19 protein-coding genes and 1 tRNA gene are annotated in these 20,597 nt (G+C 62.4%); 5 read left to right on the forward strand and 15 right to left on the reverse strand.

The features are described from left to right. Positions 1-12: 12 nt before the first annotated feature. Positions 13-1,725: an ABC1 kinase family protein gene (locus AB4Y77_RS02540; RefSeq protein ID WP_442012881.1), complete on the reverse strand. Its 1,713-nt coding sequence runs from the start codon at positions 1,723-1,725 to the stop codon at positions 13-15. Between the two features lie 4 nt (positions 1,726-1,729). Further along, the gene (locus AB4Y77_RS02545; protein ID WP_442012882.1) at positions 1,730-2,272 is read right to left on the reverse strand and encodes a PadR family transcriptional regulator; all 543 of its coding nucleotides are present in this window, start codon (positions 2,270-2,272) and stop codon (positions 1,730-1,732) included. Positions 2,273-2,992: 720 nt separating this feature from the next. On the opposite strand from AB4Y77_RS02545, the gene AB4Y77_RS02550 reads away from it, so the two are divergent. After that, entirely contained in the window at positions 2,993-3,640 is a 648-nt protein-coding gene (locus tag AB4Y77_RS02550; RefSeq protein WP_442012883.1) for a hypothetical protein, read from the forward strand. A 120-nt stretch (positions 3,641-3,760) separates the two neighbouring features. Here AB4Y77_RS02550 and AB4Y77_RS02555 read toward each other — a convergent pair whose 3' ends face one another. Both AB4Y77_RS02555 and AB4Y77_RS02560 read right to left on the reverse strand, forming a co-directional pair. After that, positions 3,761-4,309 (reverse strand): hypothetical protein, encoded by a 549-nt coding sequence (locus AB4Y77_RS02555; RefSeq protein ID WP_442012884.1) that lies wholly within the window; start codon positions 4,307-4,309, stop codon positions 3,761-3,763. Further along, positions 4,302-4,424: a hypothetical protein gene (locus AB4Y77_RS02560; RefSeq protein ID WP_442012885.1), complete on the reverse strand. Its 123-nt coding sequence runs from the start codon at positions 4,422-4,424 to the stop codon at positions 4,302-4,304. Before AB4Y77_RS02560 ends, AB4Y77_RS02555 begins: the two co-directional genes overlap by 8 nt. Positions 4,425-4,437: 13 nt before the next feature. Here AB4Y77_RS02560 and AB4Y77_RS02565 point away from each other — a divergent pair, with 13 nt between their 5' ends. Continuing rightward, positions 4,438-4,869 carry a hypothetical protein gene (locus AB4Y77_RS02565; protein ID WP_442012886.1) on the forward strand — a complete coding sequence of 144 codons (432 nt, stop codon included), beginning with the start codon at positions 4,438-4,440 and terminating at the stop codon, positions 4,867-4,869. 243 nt (positions 4,870-5,112) lie between these two features. Here the strand turns inward: AB4Y77_RS02565 and AB4Y77_RS02570 are convergent. The 5 genes from AB4Y77_RS02570 to galU all read right to left on the reverse strand — a co-directional run bounded on the left by AB4Y77_RS02570 (position 5,113) and on the right by galU (position 8,614). Beyond that, a tRNA-Ala gene (locus AB4Y77_RS02570) sits at positions 5,113-5,185 on the reverse strand. A gap of 37 nt (positions 5,186-5,222) precedes the next feature. Further along, positions 5,223-6,023: an SDR family oxidoreductase gene (locus AB4Y77_RS02575; protein WP_442012887.1), complete on the reverse strand. Its 801-nt coding sequence runs from the start codon at positions 6,021-6,023 to the stop codon at positions 5,223-5,225. Positions 6,024-6,029: 6 nt separating this feature from the next. After that, on the reverse strand, positions 6,030-6,893 hold the full coding sequence (locus AB4Y77_RS02580; RefSeq protein ID WP_442013051.1) for a hypothetical protein: 864 nt from the start codon (positions 6,891-6,893) through the stop codon (positions 6,030-6,032). Positions 6,894-7,059: 166 nt separating this feature from the next. Continuing rightward, positions 7,060-7,671 carry a GNAT family N-acetyltransferase gene (locus AB4Y77_RS02585; RefSeq protein WP_442012888.1) on the reverse strand — a complete coding sequence of 204 codons (612 nt, stop codon included), beginning with the start codon at positions 7,669-7,671 and terminating at the stop codon, positions 7,060-7,062. 7 nt (positions 7,672-7,678) lie between these two features. Next, the gene (gene galU, locus AB4Y77_RS02590) at positions 7,679-8,614 is read right to left on the reverse strand and encodes a UTP--glucose-1-phosphate uridylyltransferase GalU (RefSeq protein WP_198318245.1); all 936 of its coding nucleotides are present in this window, start codon (positions 8,612-8,614) and stop codon (positions 7,679-7,681) included. Between the two features lie 98 nt (positions 8,615-8,712). Between galU and AB4Y77_RS02595 the strand changes: the two genes are divergently transcribed. From AB4Y77_RS02595 to cpaB, 3 genes are all read left to right on the forward strand, one after another. Continuing rightward, positions 8,713-9,363 carry a 5-formyltetrahydrofolate cyclo-ligase gene (locus AB4Y77_RS02595; RefSeq protein ID WP_311212864.1) on the forward strand — a complete coding sequence of 217 codons (651 nt, stop codon included), beginning with the start codon at positions 8,713-8,715 and terminating at the stop codon, positions 9,361-9,363. Between the two features lie 157 nt (positions 9,364-9,520). After that, positions 9,521-9,793, forward strand: coding sequence for an FmdB family zinc ribbon protein (locus AB4Y77_RS02600; protein WP_311212865.1), 273 nt, complete (start codon positions 9,521-9,523; stop codon positions 9,791-9,793). Between the two features lie 71 nt (positions 9,794-9,864). Then, positions 9,865-10,668, forward strand: coding sequence for a Flp pilus assembly protein CpaB (cpaB, locus tag AB4Y77_RS02605; protein ID WP_311212866.1), 804 nt, complete (start codon positions 9,865-9,867; stop codon positions 10,666-10,668). A gap of 26 nt (positions 10,669-10,694) precedes the next feature. Here cpaB and AB4Y77_RS02610 read toward each other — a convergent pair whose 3' ends face one another. The 6 genes from AB4Y77_RS02610 to AB4Y77_RS02635 all read right to left on the reverse strand — a co-directional run bounded on the left by AB4Y77_RS02610 (position 10,695) and on the right by AB4Y77_RS02635 (position 20,511). Next, complete coding sequence (locus tag AB4Y77_RS02610) at positions 10,695-14,858, reverse strand: AAA family ATPase (RefSeq protein ID WP_442013052.1); 4,164 nt, start codon at positions 14,856-14,858, stop codon at positions 10,695-10,697. 164 nt (positions 14,859-15,022) lie between these two features. After that, positions 15,023-16,612, reverse strand: coding sequence for a glutamine-hydrolyzing GMP synthase (gene guaA / locus AB4Y77_RS02615; RefSeq protein ID WP_311212867.1), 1,590 nt, complete (start codon positions 16,610-16,612; stop codon positions 15,023-15,025). A gap of 133 nt (positions 16,613-16,745) precedes the next feature. Continuing rightward, on the reverse strand, positions 16,746-17,246 hold the full coding sequence (locus tag AB4Y77_RS02620; RefSeq protein ID WP_442012889.1) for a DUF3817 domain-containing protein: 501 nt from the start codon (positions 17,244-17,246) through the stop codon (positions 16,746-16,748). Next, entirely contained in the window at positions 17,243-18,112 is an 870-nt protein-coding gene (locus AB4Y77_RS02625; protein WP_311212868.1) for an SURF1 family protein, read from the reverse strand. The genes AB4Y77_RS02620 and AB4Y77_RS02625 overlap by 4 nt, the downstream gene beginning before the upstream one ends. A gap of 107 nt (positions 18,113-18,219) precedes the next feature. Then, positions 18,220-18,708 carry a PTS sugar transporter subunit IIA gene (locus AB4Y77_RS02630; protein ID WP_311215254.1) on the reverse strand — a complete coding sequence of 163 codons (489 nt, stop codon included), beginning with the start codon at positions 18,706-18,708 and terminating at the stop codon, positions 18,220-18,222. Positions 18,709-18,756: 48 nt separating this feature from the next. Next, the gene (locus AB4Y77_RS02635; RefSeq protein WP_442012890.1) at positions 18,757-20,511 is read right to left on the reverse strand and encodes a glycerol-3-phosphate dehydrogenase/oxidase; all 1,755 of its coding nucleotides are present in this window, start codon (positions 20,509-20,511) and stop codon (positions 18,757-18,759) included. Positions 20,512-20,597 lie beyond the last annotated feature (86 nt).

The following is a 20,597-nucleotide window of genomic DNA, read 5'->3' on the forward strand; positions in this document are numbered from 1 at the left end:
CGGCGGTTGTTCTCAGGACTGACGCCGCCCCGACCACAGGCCATAGAGCAACGGGACCGCTGAGCCGATCATCAGTACATTGCCAAGTCCGGGATCATCCGTCCGCAAAACGGCTCCGGCGATCAGCAGTGCGGCGAAAATCAGCGCCGCCACTGCCCGTCGCGCTGTGAGGATGAGACTCGCCATCTGCCGCTCCAGGCGCCGGTTGCCCACTTGGAGGGATCCTTCTTCCAGTTTCGAGACCAGCCCGTCCAGCCTCTTGGGCAGGCGAAGGGCGATGGCGGCGGCTTCGACAGTCTGGGACGCGACATCGTTGATCAGGTTGTCGCGCTCGTCACGCAGAAGTTGCGCCGCATATGGTTCCACCGAGTCCCACAGGTTGAAGCGGGCATCCAGAGAACTGCACACACCCGACGTCAGGGACATGGCCCTGATAATGAGCAGGAAATTCTCGGGCAGTTGGAAGGGCAGAGAGCGGATCACGCTGCCGAATTCAGTGCCGAATTCACGGAACTCCCGTGGGTCGACATCGCGAAGCTCGGCGAAGCCCATGCCACCGAAACGCGCAAAGAGCTGCGTCATTGCCCGCTCAAGCTCCGCGGTATCGGCCGACTGCATCAGCACCCCTACATCGCTGATTGCGGTCACCAGTCCCTTGCCGTCACGAGAGGCAGCGGCAATCAGGAGCTTCCGGAGGCCGCTGCGCGTCTTCACCGGAACCTCGCCCATCATGCCGAAGTCAATGAACGTCAGTTTCCACGGATGTTCACTGGAGGGATCATTGACCGGTGTAACGAAGATATTGCCGGGGTGGGGATCGGCGTGGAAGAAACCGTTGGTGAACAACTGGTCAAACATCACCGAGGCGAAGACCGGTGCCACCTCGGCCGGGTCTATGCCGGCCAGGCGAAGCGAATCCGCGTCCGTAATCTTGATGGCCGTGACATCTTCGAGGGTGAGCACACGGCGGGTGGTCCGCTCCCAAACCACCGCTGGAACGGTCACCCGGGCGTCAGCGGCGAAGTCAGCAGCAAACCGCTCTGAATTGGCCGCTTCATTCAAGTAGTCGATTTCCTCGAGGCTGGTCTGCGCGAATTCCTTGATCAGCGCAGGGACGTCCGCACGATTCGAAACCAGGCGGATGCGGCTGAGCCAGCCTCCCACTTTCCGCAAGGCAGCGACGTCGACGTCTACTATTTCGGCGATGCCGGGCCGCTGCACCTTGAACACCACGCTGCTGAGCCCTGTGTCCTCGGCGTTACCGGAGAGGAGTTTTGCCCGATGCGCTTGTCCCAGTGAAGCCGCCGCGATGGGAGTCTCCTCGACCGAAGCAAACACTGCCTCCAAGGGAGCACCAAGTTCGGCCTCGGCAAGCGCCCGGATGGCGGGAAAAGGGACAGGCGGAACTTCGTCCTGCAACCCCTCCAGCTCCGAGGTAATTTCCGGCGGGAGCACATCAAGCCTGGACGACATGAACTGGCCCACCTTGATCATGAGCCCGCCGAGCTCCACCGCGAGGCCATGAAACCGCCGGGCGAAGCGCCGCATTCTGTTGGCGCGGTTCCGTTCTGTCAGCCTGCGCAGGCCCACTCTGGGCAGGAACAGCTCAAACCACCAGGTCACCGCCAAGTGCCATGCGGCGAATCGCAGGATTCGACGATAACGGGCACGGGGGTCCCCGGCTCCCCTCAGGGAATCAGCCCGCTCACGTCGAATCGACGTCACCCCTTCAGTCCTGGGCGAGGATCGAGTAGAGGCGACGGCGGGCGTCCTCAAGCACTGTCACAGCCTCCTGCACTTGCTTGGGTGTTCCGGTGCGGCCGACCTGCGCCGCAGCCTGAGCCAGGTCCACACCTGCCTTGGGCAGTGCAGCGAACCCCGGGCTCGACGACGTTCCCAGGGAGTCCCATGGCGCGGACGTTTCAGAACCAGCCACATCCTCACGGCCTGCTTCGGTCAGGGAGTAGATCTTGCGCCCGTTGGATTCTTCCGCGCTGACGAAACCTTCGTCTGCCAACAGCTGCAGGGTGGGATAGACGGAGCCGGCGCTCGGCTTCCAGCTTCCTCCGCTGCGCTGTTCGATTTCATGGATGATCTGGTAGCCGTGCATGGGACGCTCGGCCAGCAGGGCAAGAATCGCCGATCGCAGCTCACCGCGGCCCGCTCGGGTTCCGGAACGTTTTTCGAACCGGGAACGGAACTCCTCAACGGCTTGCCACATGCCGTCCAGGTTGTTGCCCATGAATCCGTTTGCAGGGAATGAATTGTGCATCAAGCTCACCTCAATCAATCGCGAACGATACTAAACGATAGTTAACGATATACCCCCACGCGGTTCCGGAACAACGACGGGCTCGAGGCGGGGCTGCTCCGGAAGAAGACGGAAAGGAGATGAGGTGTTTGCTCATCGAGACAGTTCCTTCGTCGCGGGACGGGCGATGATCACCATCCTCGCCGATGCCACGGCGCCGCGGAAAGGACCTTTAGCGCAGGGCCGGACAGCACTTCTGGGTGATGCCGTCCGGCCCCAGCCGCGGAACCTTGGGGCAGCTCCGGCGAACGAGGGGGATCATTGGCCGTTGCGTGGGATCCGCTGGGTTCAGTAAAGATGATCCCTGGTTCAGGCACACGAGTAGTTGGTACTCGTCTTTTGCTTGTGCTTGAAGGATCCACTACTTGCCGGGCCCGATAGCCAGGGGCCAAATGTGGAGCTAAGGAGATTCGAACTCCTGACCTCTTCCCGAGGAGAACACATCTCAGCGATTGCTCACGGGGTTTACCCCGGACTACGGCGACGAATCACCTGTGACTCCCTGCTATGCGCTTCGGCGCGATGCTTCATATTTCAGGAGCCGAGGGGGCGCCATGATAGGGCAGATCCCGCTGGCGTATATGGTTCGAGGTGACTTGATACGGCGACCTCTTTAGCCGTTCCCCATCGCTGAATTCCGTGGGCGTTTCGACGTCGCACGAAACTGGAGACTGAATCGACATGTATTTCTTCAAGGCAATCAAGAACTTTTTCAAAGCAAGAGTTCTGCTTTGGCCTGTCCTACTGCTCGCCGCGATTATTGTCTCGGCAACAGGCGCCTCTTTCGCATTCGGTGGGCTCAACGCTCTCGCTCTCAATTCACTGTTTTCCAGCAGCTCGAACGAACGCGATTCGCAGGTGGTTCAGGCCGTCACGCGTGTGCAAGAGATCGCATTGCTCACCCTTCACATCGAGGGTGTCGCGAGGCACGAAAGCAATGGAGAGATTTTTGGAGTGGCCGTACCCGCGAGCGAGAAAACAACTTTGCTCCAGTACAAGTTCGACGCAAAATTAGGCATTGATGGGTCACAGGTGAAGATCGAACCCACCGGCCCAGAGTCGTACCGGGTGACTGTCCCCGAATTCATTGGCATAGGCTTCCAAGATCCCGTATTTGAGGATCCCTTAGAGAGCAGCAACGCGCTCAGCTGGCTGACACCGCCAGCCGTTCAGACTCGCATGATCAACAACATCCTAAGTGACGAGAACAAGCAGAAGTACATCGCCCAGAACGTTCCAGCACTTCAGGAACAGACCAGGGAGTTCTACTCCGGAATCATCGCAAGCATCGATCCCAAAATCACCATCGACTTTGAGTTCGCAGGTTAGATGCCATCAGCGCCTTCTGGCCGCGAGAGCCCCTGAGTGACAACGGTCGGTATGCCTTGACCACATACTTTCATCAACTGGTGGCAGCGCAGGGCAGATAGTCCGCGCTTGGCCCTTGCGTCAAATAACAATGGCCGGGCTTTTCTGACCATAGTTATTTGACAGTACTGGGTCGGCTTCGTCGTCGACGGTCATCCGGCAGTTCAGAGTTCGCTGCAGCGCCTGCGTGCCGCCAGATACCTGGAATGGTTTCCTACCGCCGAGCGTCGGGATCTTCGCCGGGGCCAAGTGGTCAGCCACCATCACGTCGATCTGCTGCTCGCCGCGGAGGAAACCGTGGGCTGGGGCGTTATGAGAGATGGATTTCTCCAAGGTGTACCCGAGCCCGCTCAGTACCGCACTGACTGTAGCCGTCGTCGCCGCGCCGGTCTCGATCTGCAGCACGATGGCGACATCCGCTGTTGGCCGGGAGACGGCAAGACCAGCGGCCGCAGCGTGTAACTGCACCATAAGCCCACCGACCAACGTCCATTGGCTGGACGGCAGCGCCCGGGCCAGTTCCACGCATTGTGGCCATGGAGTTCCCCAGCCTCCCGGAGGTACGGGCACGTCCCACGTCCCGCGGTCATGGGCCGTTTCGGCGGCGGCGTCCAGTTCAGCTTCAGGCATGGAGCAGTTCGTTGATGACGCGTTTTCCGGCGCTGCGTTCGCGGGTTGCCAGTGAGTCCATGAGGTCCACCGCGATCGCTGCCAGCGGCGCCCGGCCGTCGACGAAGGGTTTCATCCAAAGCGACTTCATGAATGATGGCGTTGCCGTCGGGATCTTCAACCAGGCCGAACGCGTCCGCGAGGGCAGATACGTCGCCGCTCATGACATAGCCTTCGGCAGTCCCGCTCCCGCCGGCCATCCCGAACGTGCCTGCAATGGATTCCTCACGCATTGCCGAGGCACCACTTGGGATCAGGTGGTCCTTGAGTGCGGCCAGCCCGTCCGGAGTCGCCCTGTAGCGGTGGGTATTGTCCTTGTTCCGGGCGAGAACACGAACGGCGTCGGCGTCCAGCTCCCGCAGTCGACTCTTCAACCGGGACTTCTCCGACGCGCTGATCCAAGTGGGGTTCTGACCAGAGAGCAGCGCCATTGCAGCCCAGGCCGTCTTGGCCGTCCACGCGCGGCCACGTCTGGTGCCGGCCATGGCCAGGCGCTCGACCGACGATCGATCGATGAGTAACAAGCGGCCAGCGCGGCCAATGGCCATCAACTGGCCAGAGCCGAGCAGGTCATGAACTGAGGCGCGAGTAATGCCGAGCCTGTCCCCGACCTCCGCGACAGTCATTTCCTTCTTGTACTGCTGACACTAAACCCTACAGTTGTAGGGTTTAGTGTCAGCAGGGAATGCCCGAGCCCTAACAAACAAAGTGCTGCGAAAGCGCTTATTCGTCACAGCGGCCAGGACAAGAAACACCACCAAATGTGGAGCTAAGGAGATTCGAACTCCTGACCTCTTCGATGCGAACGAAGCGCTCTACCAACTGAGCTATAGCCCCTGGACCAATCCGTAACCGTCCGGCCAGTGTCCCTAGGCTACAAACTTTCCCGGCGCTTTTCCAACCACGACACGAACGTCTCCACCCCATCCTTTTGCCCCGGGATCAGGTTGTTGCCGGATCGCAGGAAGGCACCCATCGCGCCGGGCAACGGCACCTCCACTATCTTGCCCCGCGCGCCGGTAACGGCCTGCCACGACTCCGCCATCTGCCGCATGGTGAGCACTTCCGGACCGCCCACCGTGCGCAGGCGATGACGTTCAGGGCCGGTGCTTTCCAGGGCAGCCTCCAGCAGTGCCCCTGCAACGTCAACCGGCGAAATGGTCTGGAATTTTGCGCGCTTGAAGACGGGAATGAGGCGCACCTTGGCCCCGGCAGCGAAGATCATTGCTACCAGGCCGTGAAACTGTGTTGCGCGAACCACCACGGTCTCCAGAGGAGAAGCAGAGTACTTCCGCTCTTTCCCGGCCTTCGAGACGTAATACGAGTACGTGCTCAGATCGCAGTTGATGATGGACAATGCCACCGCCCTGCCCACCCCCGCACTGTGAGCAGAGGCAAGAAGCCGGGCACCGCCGTCGGCGAATTTTCGTTGGGCTTTGCCGAACTGACCTTCAAGGCAGTCAATCACGACGTCGGCGCCCTCCAGTGAGGCCGCCAGCCCTTCTCCCGTGGTGACGTCGCCCGCTACGTAGGTGGCGCCGTCGTGGTGCTTCTCCGAGCCGGGAGGCGGCGCGTGGCGTGACAAAGAGGTCACCGTATGACCCGCATCCAGAGCAAGCCGGACAACCTCGCGACCTACCTGGCCGGTACCGCCCGCGACGCAGATACTGGCCATGCGTGTCTAGGCGCGGCGGCGCTGCAGTACGTCGTCCAGGTTGCTGAGCGCGCTCTGCCCCTTAGCGGAGACCGCAGCAGTGGCCTCGGCCTGCTCAGCACCTTGCTTCAGGACGGGCTTGCCCACCGGTTTGGGAGCCTCAGGGAGGTCCAGCGGTTCAGGGGCCGGCCTTGAAGCTTTAGCGGCTTCAACATATGTGGGCTTGGGAACTGCGACAGGCTCCCAGCTTGAACCTTTGGAGTCTTGGGATGCTTGCGCCGATGTATCCCCTGCGGCAACGGCAACCGCCAAAGCAGCCTGGCGAAGCTCAACAGCGGATAGGCGCGCAGCTTCACGGCTGGTGGCTTCGGCGTCGAAAACCGTGGTTTCCTTCGCTTCCACTGCCGGTTCCTTCGGCAAGTAACGTGCTGGCGTCGGGATGGGGGCTGCCTGTGCCGCACGGCGTGCCCGGCGTTCGCGAAGATCCCTGAGAGCGAGCTTCCGCAACGTTACGACGGCGAACACCGCACCGATGAAGGACACCAGCGGCATCCAGATTGACCCGGAACCAAAGATGAGAAAGATGCCCGAAATGGCCGCTGTCACCAGCAAGGCAAGGCCTGCCAGGGCCAAAGTGAGCCGGGCATAGCGGATGGTGAACGGAGTGGTGGGCGCTTTCCGCTGGGACGGCTCAGCCACGTGGGATTCCTGGGGCGACGCCGGTGCTTTGCTGTGCATGGTCTCCATCGGTTTCTCCTGCTGAGGTGCCAAAGTCAGTACCACCCCTGCCTGCGGTTCGTCTGGTTCGTCGTCGATTGCCGCTGCTGGAACAGCGGCCGTTTGGACTTGTTGACGCCTGTTCCGGAGAACGTAGGGCGCCACCCAGACCATCCACAGCGCAACAGTGACTACGAGTATCACTGAGCTGCTGAGAGGGAAGTCCACATTCAAAACCGTAGAAGCAAATCACCGGGGGCGGCGGCATTGCGGCCGGTGTGTCGTCGTCGAGTCCGCAAATGACTGGATATACGGACAAAATGCCCCATGACCTGCCCGTTTATCCCCTGAGCCACCGACGCAGCAGGCCCTCTGGGACCTCATCCGATGTCAGGGCAAAGGACCGGTGGTCAGCCCATTCGCCGTTGATGTGCAGGTACCGTTCCCGATACCCCTCATCACGGAATCCAAGCTTCTCCACGACCCTCAGACTGGGGGTGTTTTCGGGCCTGATGTTGATCTCCATGCGATGAAGGCCCAACACCTTGAAGCAGTGGTCCGTTGCCATGGCAACCGCCGTCGGAGCAATACCGTGCCCTGCCCGGTCCTTATCGACCCAGTATCCCAGTGTGGCCATCATGGCCGATCCCCAAATGATGGAAGAAACAGTCAATTGGCCCACGATGAGCGGGTCTCTGAATCCAGGGGTGCGCTCGACAATGAGGAATGGCAATGCCGTGGACTGTCGGGCTTGGTTGTTCAGCGAGCCCACCATCTGCCGATAACTGGGCAGGCGACCACCCGGGGCCGGGTTGGACGCCTCCCAGGGAGCAAGCCAATCACTGTTCCGCGAACGGACGTCAGACCACTCCCGCTTGTCGCGGTATCGGATAGGGCGAAGAAACAGGTCTCCGCTCTCCAGCGTCACCGGCCAGATCGCAGAGCCGTACATCCTGAGGTTACTTGGGAAGCGAGGCAGTGAAAGTCGGCAGCCACTCACGCAGTTCAGGACCGAGGTCCTCGCGTTCGCAGGCCAACTCGATGCAGGCCTTGAGGTAACTGAGTTTGTCACCGGTGTCGTAGCGACGGCCCCGGAAAACAACGCCATACACGCCGTAGCCTTCACCTTCGCCGGCTGCCAGCACCTCAAGGGCGTCGGTCAACTGGATCTCGCCGCCACGGCCCGGCTCAGTCTTCTCGAGAACATCGAACACTGCCGGGTGCAGCACGTAGCGGCCGATCACGGCAAGGTTGGACGGTGCCTCTTCGGGAGAAGGCTTTTCCACGAGCTGCTTGATGCGGACGTAGCCGTCCTCGCCGATCTCCTCGACGTCGGCGCAACCATAGGCGCTGATCTTGGAGGGCTCCACCTCGATCAGGGCAACCACGGAACCGCCGGTCTTCTGCTGAACGGCGATCATGTCGCTCAGGAGGTTATCGCGGGCGTCGATCAGGTCATCGCCGAGGAGTACGGCAAAAGGTTCGTGCCCAACGTGCTGCTTTGCACGAAGGACCGCGTGGCCCAGGCCGTTGGGGTCGCCCTGGCGGACGTAGTGGATGTCACCGAGGTTGGTGGCGGATTGGATGGCCTCAAGCTTGGCGGTATCGCCCTTTTCGGCCAACGTCGCTTCCAGCGCCGGCACACGGTCGAAATGATCCTCCAGGGCGCGCTTGCTGCGCCCCGTAATCATCAGGACGTCGTGCAGGCCAACCTTGACCGCTTCTTCGACGACATACTGGATGGCTGGCTTGTCAACCACGGGCAGCATTTCCTTCGGCATCGCCTTTGTTGCAGGCAGGAAACGGGTACCAAGACCCGCTGCGGGGATGACGGCCTTACGGACAGCATTGTTATCGAGAGTCACCGGACTAATGTAACGGAAGGAATACATCATCGGCTAAACCCTCGCCGCGCCGGGACAACATTTCTGTGGACCGGACGGCAGCTTCTGTCGCCGCACCGGCATCAGACGAACCTCACGATCGGACACCCATGGCATCGAAGGAAGACATCCGCAGCAGCCGGCGCCTCCAAAGGCGCGCTCTCTCCCCCGAGCAGATCGCCGCTGCCGGCGCGTCGATCGCGCAGCATGGAACGTCATGGGCGGCTGCCGCTTCCTCCGACCCCCCGGCCGCTTTTGCCGTCTATGTAGGTGTCGCCTTTGAGCCACCCACCATGCCGCTCATCCATTCCCTGCACGAGGCCGGGCACAGGATCCTCCTTCCCGTGTGCGAGCCCGGCCGGCAGCTGAGTTGGGTCTATTGGACCCCCTCGACAGTTTTTGTCCGCTCCTCATATGCCCCTATCGACGAACCCGAGGGCGAACGGCTTGAAAGCCAGGTGGTGGCCGGCGCCGCGGGGATCTTCATGCCCGCCACAGCGGTGGACATGGATGGCAACCGGATCGGGCAGGGCGGCGGCTACTACGACCGGCTCCTCCATGGGCTCGACGATGCCGGCCAGCGGCCGCCCACCATTGCGGTGGTGTACGACGACGACCTGTTGCCTTCAGGTTCGATTCCCGCCGAAGCCTTCGACCGCCCCGTGCGGGAAGTGCTGACTCCCTCCGGCGTGGTCCGCCTGGGCGGGACGGAAGATCCCGACGGGACTCCAGTCACCAGCGGCCCTACGCATACCGCCTGAGGGCATCGGACGGGCTGGTGAGGTCGGGCACATCCACTGGCGCATGCACTGTGGACGGATGATAGAATTGGCACTCAGGCCCTGCGACTGCTAATGCGAAGCGAAATCTCCGCCGTTGCTGCACAGGACCTGACCTTTGTCCTGAAGGAGGAACTCAGTGCCCACATACGCATACGCCTGCAAAGACTGTGACCATGCCTTTGACATCGTCCAGTCCTTCTCCGACAGCTCCCTGACGGAGTGCCCCGAATGCAAGGGCTCCCTTCGCAAGAAGTTCAACAGCGTCGGCGTCGTCTTCAAGGGCTCGGGTTTCTACCGGACTGATTCCCGTGATGCCAAGGGCAGCACTGTTTCAGCCGCGCCTGCTTCACCTGCCGCCGCGTCGTCTGCTCCAGCAGCCACCCCGGCGCCGGCCGCTGCAGCCAGCTAACTTCCCCCCTTTTTCCACATAGCGCCTCTGGCCGCTATTGGACTGCCCGGCTGGCTGGCTAACGTGGCCGCATGCCACAACAGTCTCGAAGCGCCCTTCTTGCCCGCGCCCGGCGTTCAGCGTCGTCTGGCGGTCCTTGGCCCCCGGTTCCATCTGGTGCCAGAGGGCGGTCGTCTCAACGGCGCAACAATGCCGCAAGCTTTCCCCGGCCGCTGGACCATTCTTCCCCTCAGGGCAGAAGGCGAAAGATCGGCTCCTGGATCGCCCGGAACCGCCGCCTCACAGTTGCCCTCCTGCTGTGCCTGGCCGCCGGCATCGCCGTCCAACAGCTGACCCCGGCCTCGGAACTGCGAATCAGCGTCATGGCGGCCGCCCGTGACCTGCCAACGGGAACCACTCTCACAGAAGCCGATTTCACCCGTGTGGGAGTGCCCCAGGACCTCGCCATGACCGGGGCGCTCTCTGATGGCGGGGCCCTCGCCGGCCGCCAGCTGGCCGCACCCTTGAGCCGGGGGCAGATCCCCACGGAGTCCAGCCTCCTGGGTCCCGGGCTTCTTACAGGATCACCCATGGGTACCGCAGCTGTTCCCCTGCGAATGGCCGACCCGTCGTCCATCCAGCTCCTCTCCCCCGGGCAGTTGGTCACAGTGGTCCTCACGGCCGCCGGTTCCTATGACGAATCCAGGCAAAGCCAGGTACTCGCCGGTCCTGTCCCCGTGCTCTGGACCTCAGCCCACGGGGGCAAGACAGGCGAATGGCTGGGCACCAGCGACACCGAAGGATTAGTGGTGGTTGCTGCGGATCCACAACAAGCAGAAAAGCTTGCCGGCGCGTCAACGCAAGGCAAGCTTTTCTTTGTTCTGGTCAACCCGTGATGGGCCGTTCAGGTGGTGGTGGCCGGTCAGCCCCAGTGCGGCGGCTTTTGCTCCTTGAGCCACTGCTCATGGTCGTAACCGGACTCATCGCCCCAGCGCCGGGGATCGTCTTCCGCGGCTTTGGTGGGAAGAATGCCACTCACGCCTGGTTTGGCTCCGGCGTCCTTGGCATCCAGGGGCTCTTCAGCGGTGTCGGCGCCGGGCACGGCGGATTCCGTCTCAGGCCCTTCTTCCGGACCGGTTGCTTGTTCCATCAGTGGTACTTCTTTCCCGTTCTCTGCTTCGCTGCCTGCATCACCGGCAGCTTCGTCATGCTGTCCTGGTGCCTGCCGTGCCGGACTCGGAGCGAATGTTGGCTGCCCTTTGTCCACACTCAATTGTTCAACGTCCATGTCCAGGAAGCCATGCTGAGGCGACGTCGACCGCGGAATGTGATTTTCCAGCCCAAGGTAGGAGCCGATGCGATCTGCGCAGGACGAAGGATCAGTGAACACCTCAATGGTCCACAGGGACATGTAGCGCCATCCCATGCGCTCCAGCAGCTGCGGACGCAACCGGCTGCGTTCCCGGACGCTCATCCGACGGTAGCGTTCTGTGCCATCGGATTCGATCGCGACCGGCGTGGGAATTTCCGCGCCCTCCCGGCCAATAGTGTGGACGGGGTCTGCCGCAGCAGCGATATCCAGAACGCCATCGTAGAGATGCCAGACCCGGGCGCCCCGGGCCCGCAGGCGTTCTCCGAGGTCAGCGACCAAGGGATCCTCACCGAGCGCCTGCTCACTGGCAACAGCGCGGGACGCGGGCGTACCGAGGTTGCTGTTTCCCGAAAGTTCACGGTCAAGCAGTTCGTAGAAGTCAACTGCACCATGGGCCAACCGATCGAGGTCAAGGTCCTCGGGACGGAAGCAGCTCAGGACATGCATGGAACGCCGTGCGCGGGTCATGGCCAAGGCGAACCTGTTCCGGCCACCCTCAGCGGACAGCGGACCGAACGAATGAAGTGCCCGGCCGTGTGGCGTGCGGCCGTAGCCAAGCGAGAAGATCACGTGGTCACGAACCAGCCCTTGGGCTCGCTCAAGATCCACCACGCGGAAGGATTCGGGGCCGGCGCCGAAGAACGTGGACAGCAAGGGATGGTTGGGCAGTTGGAGCCTGATGGCCTCGCCGATACGGGCAGCATGGCGCAAGCTGGCAGTCACCACCGCCAAGGACGTGCGGGGCCGCAGCCTGGCGTGTTCGAACACGAGGTCCACCACGCGATTGACCTCGGCGGTGACGGACTCCACACCTTCATGGTCTGCCCCCGGAAGTCCGGTGCCATCGGGGATGTACTCCACCAGGATGGAACGGTCCAGACCCGTGACAGAGTTGCCGTCAGGCAGGCGGCGCAGGCCGCCGTCGTAGTAATTCTTGCTCAACTGGAGGATCAAATCCTCGTCCACGGCGCGGTAGACCCAATTCAGTTGCCACGTGGGCAGGACCCTTGCCAGCGCTTTGAAGGCGCTGTCGACGGTCTCGTGGCTGGCAACACCGGCTACCGGTGGTTCCACAGCTACGCTGAACGTACGTGCATGGGCAATCTTCGCATCACCGAAGGCCACCACTTGCTTCGCCCGGGCGATGGCAGGAAGTACGGCCTGCAGCGAGGTGGATTCGGCGTCTATGACCACCACGGCGTCAAACTTTTGCTCGGCCGGAAGAACACCGGTCAGGAGGTAGGGACTGACCGACCAAACGGGCACCAGCAGTGGCACAAGCTCCGGCGCTTGGGCGCTCAGCGCCGGCAACGTGACCCTGCCATCCTTCAGCAGGGCCCGCAGCAGTTCCGCCTGCCTGGGGTGCTCAAGCAGCCCCTTATGCCATTTCTGTGCCAACTGCCACCGGAGACGCGCGGCACCACTGGCGATGTGGGCCTGGTCCGCGAGCCGGTATTCGGCTTCGAGGCGACGCAGGGAGTCGCCATCGGACATCGCCAGGTAGTCATCGCCGCTGATCATGGCTTCCAAAGCGGATTGCCACCATGCCAGATCCAATTCGGCGGCCACGGAGCCAGCAGGAACTTCGCGGGCAGCCAGATCGGACAGCAGTTCACCGAGGCCGTGCTCGCGCATTTCCTCGATCAGGAGGGTGCGCTCGGGAAGTGTCTCCAGTGTGGCCGTGTCAGCAACCAGCCGTTCCAGCCGCTCCATCAGCTCCAAGTACGGCGCCCCGTGCAGGGAGCCACCAGCGCTGGTGTGCTTGAGGGCAGCACCAAGGCGGTGCAGTTCGCCGTCCAGCTCCCTGTACAGCGCGCCAAGATCTGCCAGCCCGGAAGGCACGGCGGGGTGGCGCTGGGTGGTGGCGTATCCGGCCCACAGGGCCCGCTGCTCCTGAACCAGGACCAGGGAGCTGTGGAGGTCGGCGATGTGGACTCCGGGCCGCACATATTCCTTGGCTACCCGGCGCAGGCGGGAGCGCTGCATGGAGGGCATCTCCAAGTTGCGCTCACGGCGCCAAGCGGAGCTGGCTGTGGCTGAAATGAGGTCGTGCACCGGCCGGTCAAAGATGTCGGGAGTGAACTTATCCAGGCTCTCCCGGACGGCAATGAGCAGTTCGAGCTGCGCGCCCCATTCAGTGAAGGTATCCCCCAGCCGGATTTCAGCGTGATCGGACACCTGCTTCATCCGGTCCCGCAGGACGGGAAGCTTTTCCTCTGCCAGGCGGGCGAGTTGTTGGGCTTCCTCGGTCTCCTTGCGCGTCACCAGTCGCGCTCCATACCAAGGGCTGGAGGTGGACGACCGGCTGAAGCTGCCAAGCTCAGCGGCCCGGCGCAGGCGGCCTGCCAACTCTTCCCGGTCCTTGATGTTGTCCAGGACGCTTCGCTTCAAGCGGACCGTGGTGGAAGGCGCGGGGTGGATGGACGTCAGCTCTGCCAGCGACTGCATGGCCTGGTACGGCGAGCAACCCCACCGTTCACGGACGTTGTGCAGCGAGGCAACATGGTCCATCAGTGCGTGGCGGTGTCCTGTCAGCGTCTGATGCAAGTTGCCCAGTTGTGGCTCAAGCGCTTTTTCATTGCGCATGATGGCGCGGACCAACTGGCCTTTGAGCTGCTGCGGCGTGGTCCCGTTACCCGGACGGAACAGCATGGAGTCGAGGCCGAGCGATTCGAGGTGTGCGGAAAGGCCCCCCAGGCTGGACTGCCTGTCGCCTACCACCAGCACGGATTTTCCTTCGCTGACCAGCGCACCGATCGCATTGATGGCCGTTTGGGTCTGTCCGCTTCCCGGCGGGGTGCTGACAACCAGGGAATCTCCGGCACGGACGGCATCCACCACGTACTGCTGGTCGGTGTCAGCGTCCAGCAGGAGGAGTTCATCTGCCGGATCACGAAGGTCAAGGCTTGGGAATCGGCCAGCCTTGATGGGCTCAGGCTCAACGTCACCACCGTTTGCCGCCTCAGCAAGCGCCGCTACGGTGGGGTTGTTCGTGTTGATCCAGGGATCATCGAGGTTTCCCGAAAGGTCAGCCAGGGTGGTGACCAACAAGTTGAATTCCACCTCGGCGCCGTGGATCGGCTGGACGAGCGTAGCCAAGCGGTCCAGCACCGGCTGGGGATCGAACCGTGCCGTGTTGTAGGCCATGCGCGCTACTGCGTTGACGTCAAAGACGATGCCGTGGACTGACTTGAGGTGGCGCACCAGGGCAGGGTTCATGCGTGCCTGCTCGGTGAGCTGAAGTTCAAAGTCGTCTTCGCCCGGCCTGATGGTCAGGATGATGGAAGCGAGCATCACCGGCGCCGAAACACGCTGCGGCTTTCCACCCACAGCAGAGGTCCACACCACTGTGCCTGCGGACAAATATCCGGCCTCGATGCCGCGATCGTTGCTCAGCTCAAAGATCTTGGACCTGATGTTGCGGGCAGCACGGGCCGCCACCAAGTATTGTTGCCTGTCGCGGATCAACGTAGACAAGCGTGTTCTGCGACCTGCCAGCAACTGCGCGAGCCCCGAGGGGTGCGCGTTGCTCAGATCGATGGCGCCTTCGGGCGTCTTGACGAAACGCAGCATCGTGTCCGCCCCGGTGACGGGTTTAAGACCAGACAGCCATTTGCGGAGCTCTTCGGAGCCCTCTTCCTGGCCTTGACCTAATGACACAACTTCTGCCTTCTTTTCTGTACTAGCTTTAGACGCCTTGGACCATACCGGCATACCTTCGAGGGTAGCGGGAATACCTTGGCAGTCCGCTCCGCAACGCTGTTCCGACGCGAAATTCGCCGTCATTTCACAGGTGCCTGCCGATTTCGCAGGCAACGGCACCCCGAGGGTTCAAGCACAGTGGCCGGCCTCCCTCAGGAAGCCGGCCACTCAAAATGCTATTCCCACTCGATGGTTCCCGGTGGCTTGCTGGTGACATCCAGCACCACACGGTTTACGCCGTCGACCTCGTTGGTAATGCGGTTGGAGATCCGCGCAAGGAGGTCGTAGGGCAGCCTCGACCAGTCCGCCGTCATGGCGTCTTCAGAAGATACCGGACGCAGCACGATCGGGTGGCCATAAGTACGGCCATCACCCTGGACACCAACGCTGCGGACATCGGCCAAGAGGACTACCGGCATCTGCCAGACGTCGTTGTCCAACCCGGCGGCCGTGAGCTCCGCACGGGCAATGGCGTCGGCCTTGCGCAGCAGGTCCAGGCGTTCCTTGGTCACTTCGCCCACGATCCGGATTCCCAGGCCGGGGCCCGGGAACGGCTGGCGGCCGACGATTTCCTGCGGCAGCCCCAGCTGGGCACCGACAGCACGGACCTCGTCCTTGAACAGGGCCCGCAGCGGCTCAACCAGCTCAAACTGCAGGTCCTCGGGAAGCCCACCCACGTTGTGGTGGCTCTTGATGTTGGCAGCACCTTCACCGCCGCCTGATTCGACGACGTCCGGGTACAAGGTGCCCTGAACCAGGAATTTGATCTTCTCGCCTTCGGCAGCAGCCTGGGCGATGATGGCCCGCTCCGCTTCTTCGAAGGCACGAATGAATTCGCGGCCAATGATCTTGCGCTTGGTTTCGGGATCGCTGACGCCGGCCAGTGCCGACTGGAAGCGTTCCTGCTCATTGGCGACGTAGAGGTTGACGCCGGTGGCTGCCACGAAGTCGCGCTCAACCTGTTCGGCTTCGCCTTCACGCAGGAGGCCGTGGTCAACGAAGACACAGGTCAACTGGTCGCCAACGGCGCGCTGGACCAAAGCCGCAGCTACAGCTGAGTCAACGCCGCCGGAAAGGCCACAGATGACTTTGGAGTCCCCGATCTGCTGGCGGATCCGGTCCACCTGCTCTTCGAGGATGTTGCCCGTAGTCCAGTTGGGGCTCAGGCCCGCACCCTTGAACAAGAAGTTCTCAAGGACGTGCTGGCCGTGGACGGAATGCTTGACCTCGGGGTGCCACTGGACGCCGTAGAGGCGCTTGTCTTCGTTGGCAAAAGCAGCCACCGGCGCACCGGCCGTTGAGGCGAGGACGTCAAAACCCTCGGGGGCCTCTTGAACGGAGTCGCCGTGGCTCATCCAGGTGTTCTGGGAGGAGGGGACGCCGTCCAGGATGGACCGGGCATCGCCGACAACGAGCGCTTCAGTGGCGCCGTACTCCCGGAGACCCGTCTGGGCCACCTTTCCACCCAACGCATTGGCCATCGCCTGGAAGCCATAGCAAATGCCAAAAACAGGCACCCCGGCTTCAAAGAGATCAGCACCGACGCTCGGGGCTCCCTCTGCGTACACGCTGGAGGGTCCTCCGGAGAGGATGATGGCTGCGGGGTCCTTGGCCAGAAGCTGCTCGGTGGTGAAGGTATGCGGAACAATTTCCGAATACACATTCGCTTCGCGGACGCGGCGGGCAATCAGCTGCGCGTACTGGGCACCGTAGTCAACAACCAGCACCGGCTTCTGGGAAGTTTGGGGTGCGGTGGGAGTAGTCACCAGACAAGACTACTTTGCCGGGCCGCCCCGGCGCACGTTGACGAGGGCGGCCGGAGGCCAAAACGGGCCCCGTCGTTAGGCATCTCACAGTGCTTCCCGTCGCGCAGCCCGCAACGGGAAGCAGTGGGCAGTGCTAGTAGCGCTTGGAAGCCTGCGGGTTGGCTGCCAGTTCGGCCTCCACCTGCGCGTGGAATTTCTTCTCCACGATGAAGGACAGCAACGGAACGACGCCACCCAGTGCCAGGAGGACCATCTTGGAGAACGGCCAGCGCATGAGCGACCACAGGCGGAAGTTGGATACCAGGTACACCACGTACATCCAACCGTGCACGATCAGCACCGACGTGGAGATGTTGAACCCGCCGATCACGCCTTTGGGTTCGGATTCCGCGAAGCCGAAGCCGAAGGGCTGGCCAGTGACAGCGTTCGTGCCGCCGGCAAACAGCGAAACTCCAAACCCATAGCGGGCGATCAGTTCCGCGCACAGCAGGAGCAGCATGGCGCCGGTCAGGTACGCCATGACTTTGTAAAAATTCAACGCCGAACGGATCTGGGCTTCCGTTCCGCCGAACCGACGCTTCTTGGGCTTGGGTCCGGATTGCTCGGGCTGGATGGCCGGTTTTGGCTCAATCATTGCTGCACCTTTTGTTCTGGCTCTGGGCTTGTAGTTTCTGTAGCATCCACGGGTTTGGCAGGCTCCGCGTCATCGTCGTCGCCGTCTTCATACTCGTCCTCGTCCTCCTCGAGGTCGCGTCGGTAGTCATCCTTGACCAGACGCCACCAGATGAAGATCGAGAACCCGGCGAAGACAACCCATTCAACTGCGTAGAAGAGGTTCAGCCAGTTGACCTGCTCTGCAGGCGGCTGGGGCGGGATGTTGAGGGCCTTGACGCTATCGCCCAGGGGAATGGTCACGCCGCCGGAGACTTCCGATGTCGCAGCGATAAATCCGGGGTAGCTGGACACTTCCCACGTGTTGATGAGCTCCGCGGCAGACACAGCGGACGCACGGCCCGGACCGGCGTCGACGTTTGGTACGGGCGCTTCAGAAGGAATAAGGCGACCAGTCAAAGTGATGGTGCCCGACGGCGGCGGGCCGGCTTGGGCGGCATCTGCCACCCAGCCGCGCGCCACGGGGATCCACGTTTGGGGCGAGGCTGCAACGCCGCTCAGCGTGGGAGCGTTGTTGACCGCAAAGGCCGAGACGATCCAGAAGCCCTTTTGGTTGTTGTAGAGGCGACCCTCTACAAGAACCTGCTTGGCGGGATCGTAGGATCCGGTGGCCGTGACCATCTGGTCCGAGACGGAACCGGGGAAGAACTGGCCGGGTTTGAGGACGTCCACCAGCGGTTTGACTTCTTCGATGCTCGACGGCGCCGGAGGTTCGTGCTGGGCGGACCGGCTGAGCTGCCACTGGCTGAGCAGCACAAACACCCCGGATAACAGAAGCGCAAAGACCAGTCCTGCGATCCAGCGGGGTTTCAACGCGGTTTTCAACACCCCTTAACCGTACTTCGTCCGGCTGTAGAACAACGAAACGGCCCGGAGTGGGGCAGCCGGGTCCCTACGTGGCGACGAAGTCGACACGAAAGGGCCTGCCCCAATCTTTAGTGGTCGAAGAACACCAGGCTGGAGTTGATGAGTTCGGAGATGACCTCGGGATCGTGCGCCCGCCGGAGGGACTCGCGGAAGGACTCCTTGGACAACGAACGCGCCAAGGTGGCCAGAACCTCGAGGTGGTCGGAAAAGGAACTGGCAGGCGTGGCGATGAGGAGGATCAACGTCGCGGGGCCGTCGGTTGCTCCGAAATCCAAGGCGTGGCCGAACTTGGTCACACCTACCGCGATGGAAATCCTGTCCACGAACTCGCTGCGCGCATGCGGAAGGCCGATGCCGCCGGGAAGTCCTGTGGCCAGCTGGTGCTCCCGTGAGTGCACCTGCTCCAGGAAGCCTTCAAGGTTGCTGATCCTGCCGGCAGCGTGGAGCTTATGGGCCAGTTGGGCAGCGGCGTCGATCTTGTCCTCTGCGACGAGTTCAAGGATGACGGTGTCCGGGGTGGTCAGTTCCGCGTCATACCGGTCAAGTGGTTCAGCCAAGTCGTGTTCCCTCCAGTGTGGCCTTCCGGCCGCATTTTCCTGAGCCGGTCAGCGAAGGGGAACGATGTCATCCACTCCCATGCGCGCGGCATCTGCCGATTCGTCGTCAGGCTGCTGCTGACTGAGCCGTTCAGCTTCCACGCGTGCCAGGTAGTGCTTGATCTCGCTCTCGCGCTGATTCTCGCTCCAGCCAAGGATTTCTCCCATCAGCTTAGCTACTACCGGGAGGGCTGCCACACCCCGGTCCCACGATTCGATCGAGATCCGGGTTCGACGCGTCAAAACGTCATGGACATGGCGGGCACCCTCGTGGGTTGTCGCGTAGACGACTTCCGCGGCAAGGTAATCATCGGCACCCGGCAGTGGCTCCCCCAGTTCCGGTCGTTGGGAGATCAGCTCCAGCACTTCGGGAGTCATGGACCCGAAACGGTTCAGCAGGTGCTCAACCCGGGCGACGTGGACGCCGGCTTCTTCAGCAGAACGCCCGCGCCGGTTCCAGGCGGCCTTGAAACCTTCCGCTCCCAGCAGTGGAATGGTCTCGGTGCAGCTTGAGGGAACTCGCTCGTCCATGGCCCTGGTGGCCTCGTCCACGGCGTCCTTGGCCATGACCCGGTAAGTGGTGTATTTTCCACCGGCGACCACCACAAGCCCGGGAACGGGATGTGCCACCACGTGCTCGCGCGAGAGCTTGGCCGTGGAGTCGTTCTCGCCGGCCAACAAAGGCCGGAGGCCGGCGTAGACGCCTTCCACGTCCTCACGGGTCAGGGGACGCTTGAGGACCTTATTGACGTGCTCCAGGACGTAATCGATGTCCTTGCTGGAGGCAGCCGGATGCGCCTTGTCCAGCGTCCAGTCGGTATCCGTGGTGCCGATGATCCAATGACGGCCCCAGGGGATGACAAAAAGCACCGATTTTTCCGTACGGAGGATCAGGCCCACTGTTGATTGGAAGCGGTCGCGCGGCACCACCAAGTGGATGCCTTTGGACGCGCGGACTTTGAGTTGGCCGCGATCCGTAACCATGGCCTGCGTTTCGTCCGTCCAGACTCCCGTTGCATTGACCACTTGCTTGGCCCGAACGTCAAAAACGCTGCCATCTTCCTGGTTTTCAAGCTTTGCCCCCACCACGCGTTCACCCTCGCGAAGGAAGTCCACCACCCGAAGCCGGTTGGCCGCATGAGCGCCGTAATGGGCAGCGGTCCTGACCACGTTGACCACCAGGCGGGCATCGTCCACCTGTGCGTCGTAGTAGCGGATGGACCCCACGAACGCGTCATCCTTCAGGCTGGGAGCCGCGCGCAGGGTGCCACGCTTGAAGAGGTGCTTGTGCATGGGAACGCCGCGGCTGTGCCCGGAGGTCAGGCCCAACGTGTCGTAAAGCATGATTCCCGCACCGACGTAGGGACGTTCCCAGAACCTGCGCGTCAGTGGATACAGGAAGGGCACGGGGCGAACCAAGTGGGGGGCGATCTGCTGGATCAGCAGTCCCCGTTCTTGGAGAGCCTCTTGGACAAGGCCGAAATCGAGCATCTCCAGGTATCGGAGACCTCCGTGGATGAGCTTGGAGGACCTCGATGAGGTTCCCGACGCCCAGTCCCGGGCCTCGACAATCGCCACTGTGAGGCCGCGCGTCACGGCGTCCAGCGCGGCTCCGGCCCCCACCACGCCGCCACCAACGATCAGGATGTCGAGCTCCTTGCCGGGTTCGGCGGTGGCTTTCAGGACTTCGATCGATGCGGCACGGGATTCCGGGCTCAAAGCTCCCGGAGAACTCGCCTGTGGACCGCCTGCGACATTGCTCATCGGACCCCTCCTCAAACGCAACAGCTGGTAGTCCCCTACCCTACTTGCTGCCCGCCGCATTGGGCAGGGCAAAGGCGGGCAGCCAT

This window comes from Paenarthrobacter sp. YAF11_1 (assembly GCF_052113445.1).
Classification (GTDB): Bacteria; Actinomycetota; Actinomycetes; order Actinomycetales; family Micrococcaceae; genus Arthrobacter.

What these genes read in the sequence shown, in the direction of transcription:
- AB4Y77_RS02580 (WP_442013051.1), bottom strand. Translation starts at nt 6,893, where the DNA reads ATGGTCTGGGTGGCGCCCTACGTTCTCCGGAACAGGCGTCAACAAGTC.
- AB4Y77_RS02610 (WP_442013052.1), bottom strand. Translation starts at nt 14,858, where the DNA reads ATGCCGGTATGGTCCAAGGCGTCTAAAGCTAGTACAGAAAAGAAGGCA.
- AB4Y77_RS02565 (WP_442012886.1), top strand. Translation starts at nt 4,438, where the DNA reads ATGAATGATGGCGTTGCCGTCGGGATCTTCAACCAGGCCGAACGCGTC.
- AB4Y77_RS02635 (WP_442012890.1), bottom strand. Translation starts at nt 20,511, where the DNA reads ATGAGCAATGTCGCAGGCGGTCCACAGGCGAGTTCTCCGGGAGCTTTG.
- AB4Y77_RS02575 (WP_442012887.1), bottom strand. Translation starts at nt 6,023, where the DNA reads ATGGCCAGTATCTGCGTCGCGGGCGGTACCGGCCAGGTAGGTCGCGAG.
- AB4Y77_RS02545 (WP_442012882.1), bottom strand. Translation starts at nt 2,272, where the DNA reads ATGCACAATTCATTCCCTGCAAACGGATTCATGGGCAACAACCTGGAC.
- cpaB (WP_311212866.1), top strand. Translation starts at nt 9,865, where the DNA reads ATGCCACAACAGTCTCGAAGCGCCCTTCTTGCCCGCGCCCGGCGTTCA.
- AB4Y77_RS02585 (WP_442012888.1), bottom strand. Translation starts at nt 7,671, where the DNA reads ATGTACGGCTCTGCGATCTGGCCGGTGACGCTGGAGAGCGGAGACCTG.
- galU (WP_198318245.1), bottom strand. Translation starts at nt 8,614, where the DNA reads ATGATGTATTCCTTCCGTTACATTAGTCCGGTGACTCTCGATAACAAT.
- AB4Y77_RS02550 (WP_442012883.1), top strand. Translation starts at nt 2,993, where the DNA reads ATGTATTTCTTCAAGGCAATCAAGAACTTTTTCAAAGCAAGAGTTCTG.
- AB4Y77_RS02620 (WP_442012889.1), bottom strand. Translation starts at nt 17,246, where the DNA reads ATGATTGAGCCAAAACCGGCCATCCAGCCCGAGCAATCCGGACCCAAG.
- AB4Y77_RS02595 (WP_311212864.1), top strand. Translation starts at nt 8,713, where the DNA reads ATGGCATCGAAGGAAGACATCCGCAGCAGCCGGCGCCTCCAAAGGCGC.
- AB4Y77_RS02555 (WP_442012884.1), bottom strand. Translation starts at nt 4,309, where the DNA reads ATGCCTGAAGCTGAACTGGACGCCGCCGCCGAAACGGCCCATGACCGC.
- AB4Y77_RS02560 (WP_442012885.1), bottom strand. Translation starts at nt 4,424, where the DNA reads ATGAAACCCTTCGTCGACGGCCGGGCGCCGCTGGCAGCGATCGCGGTG.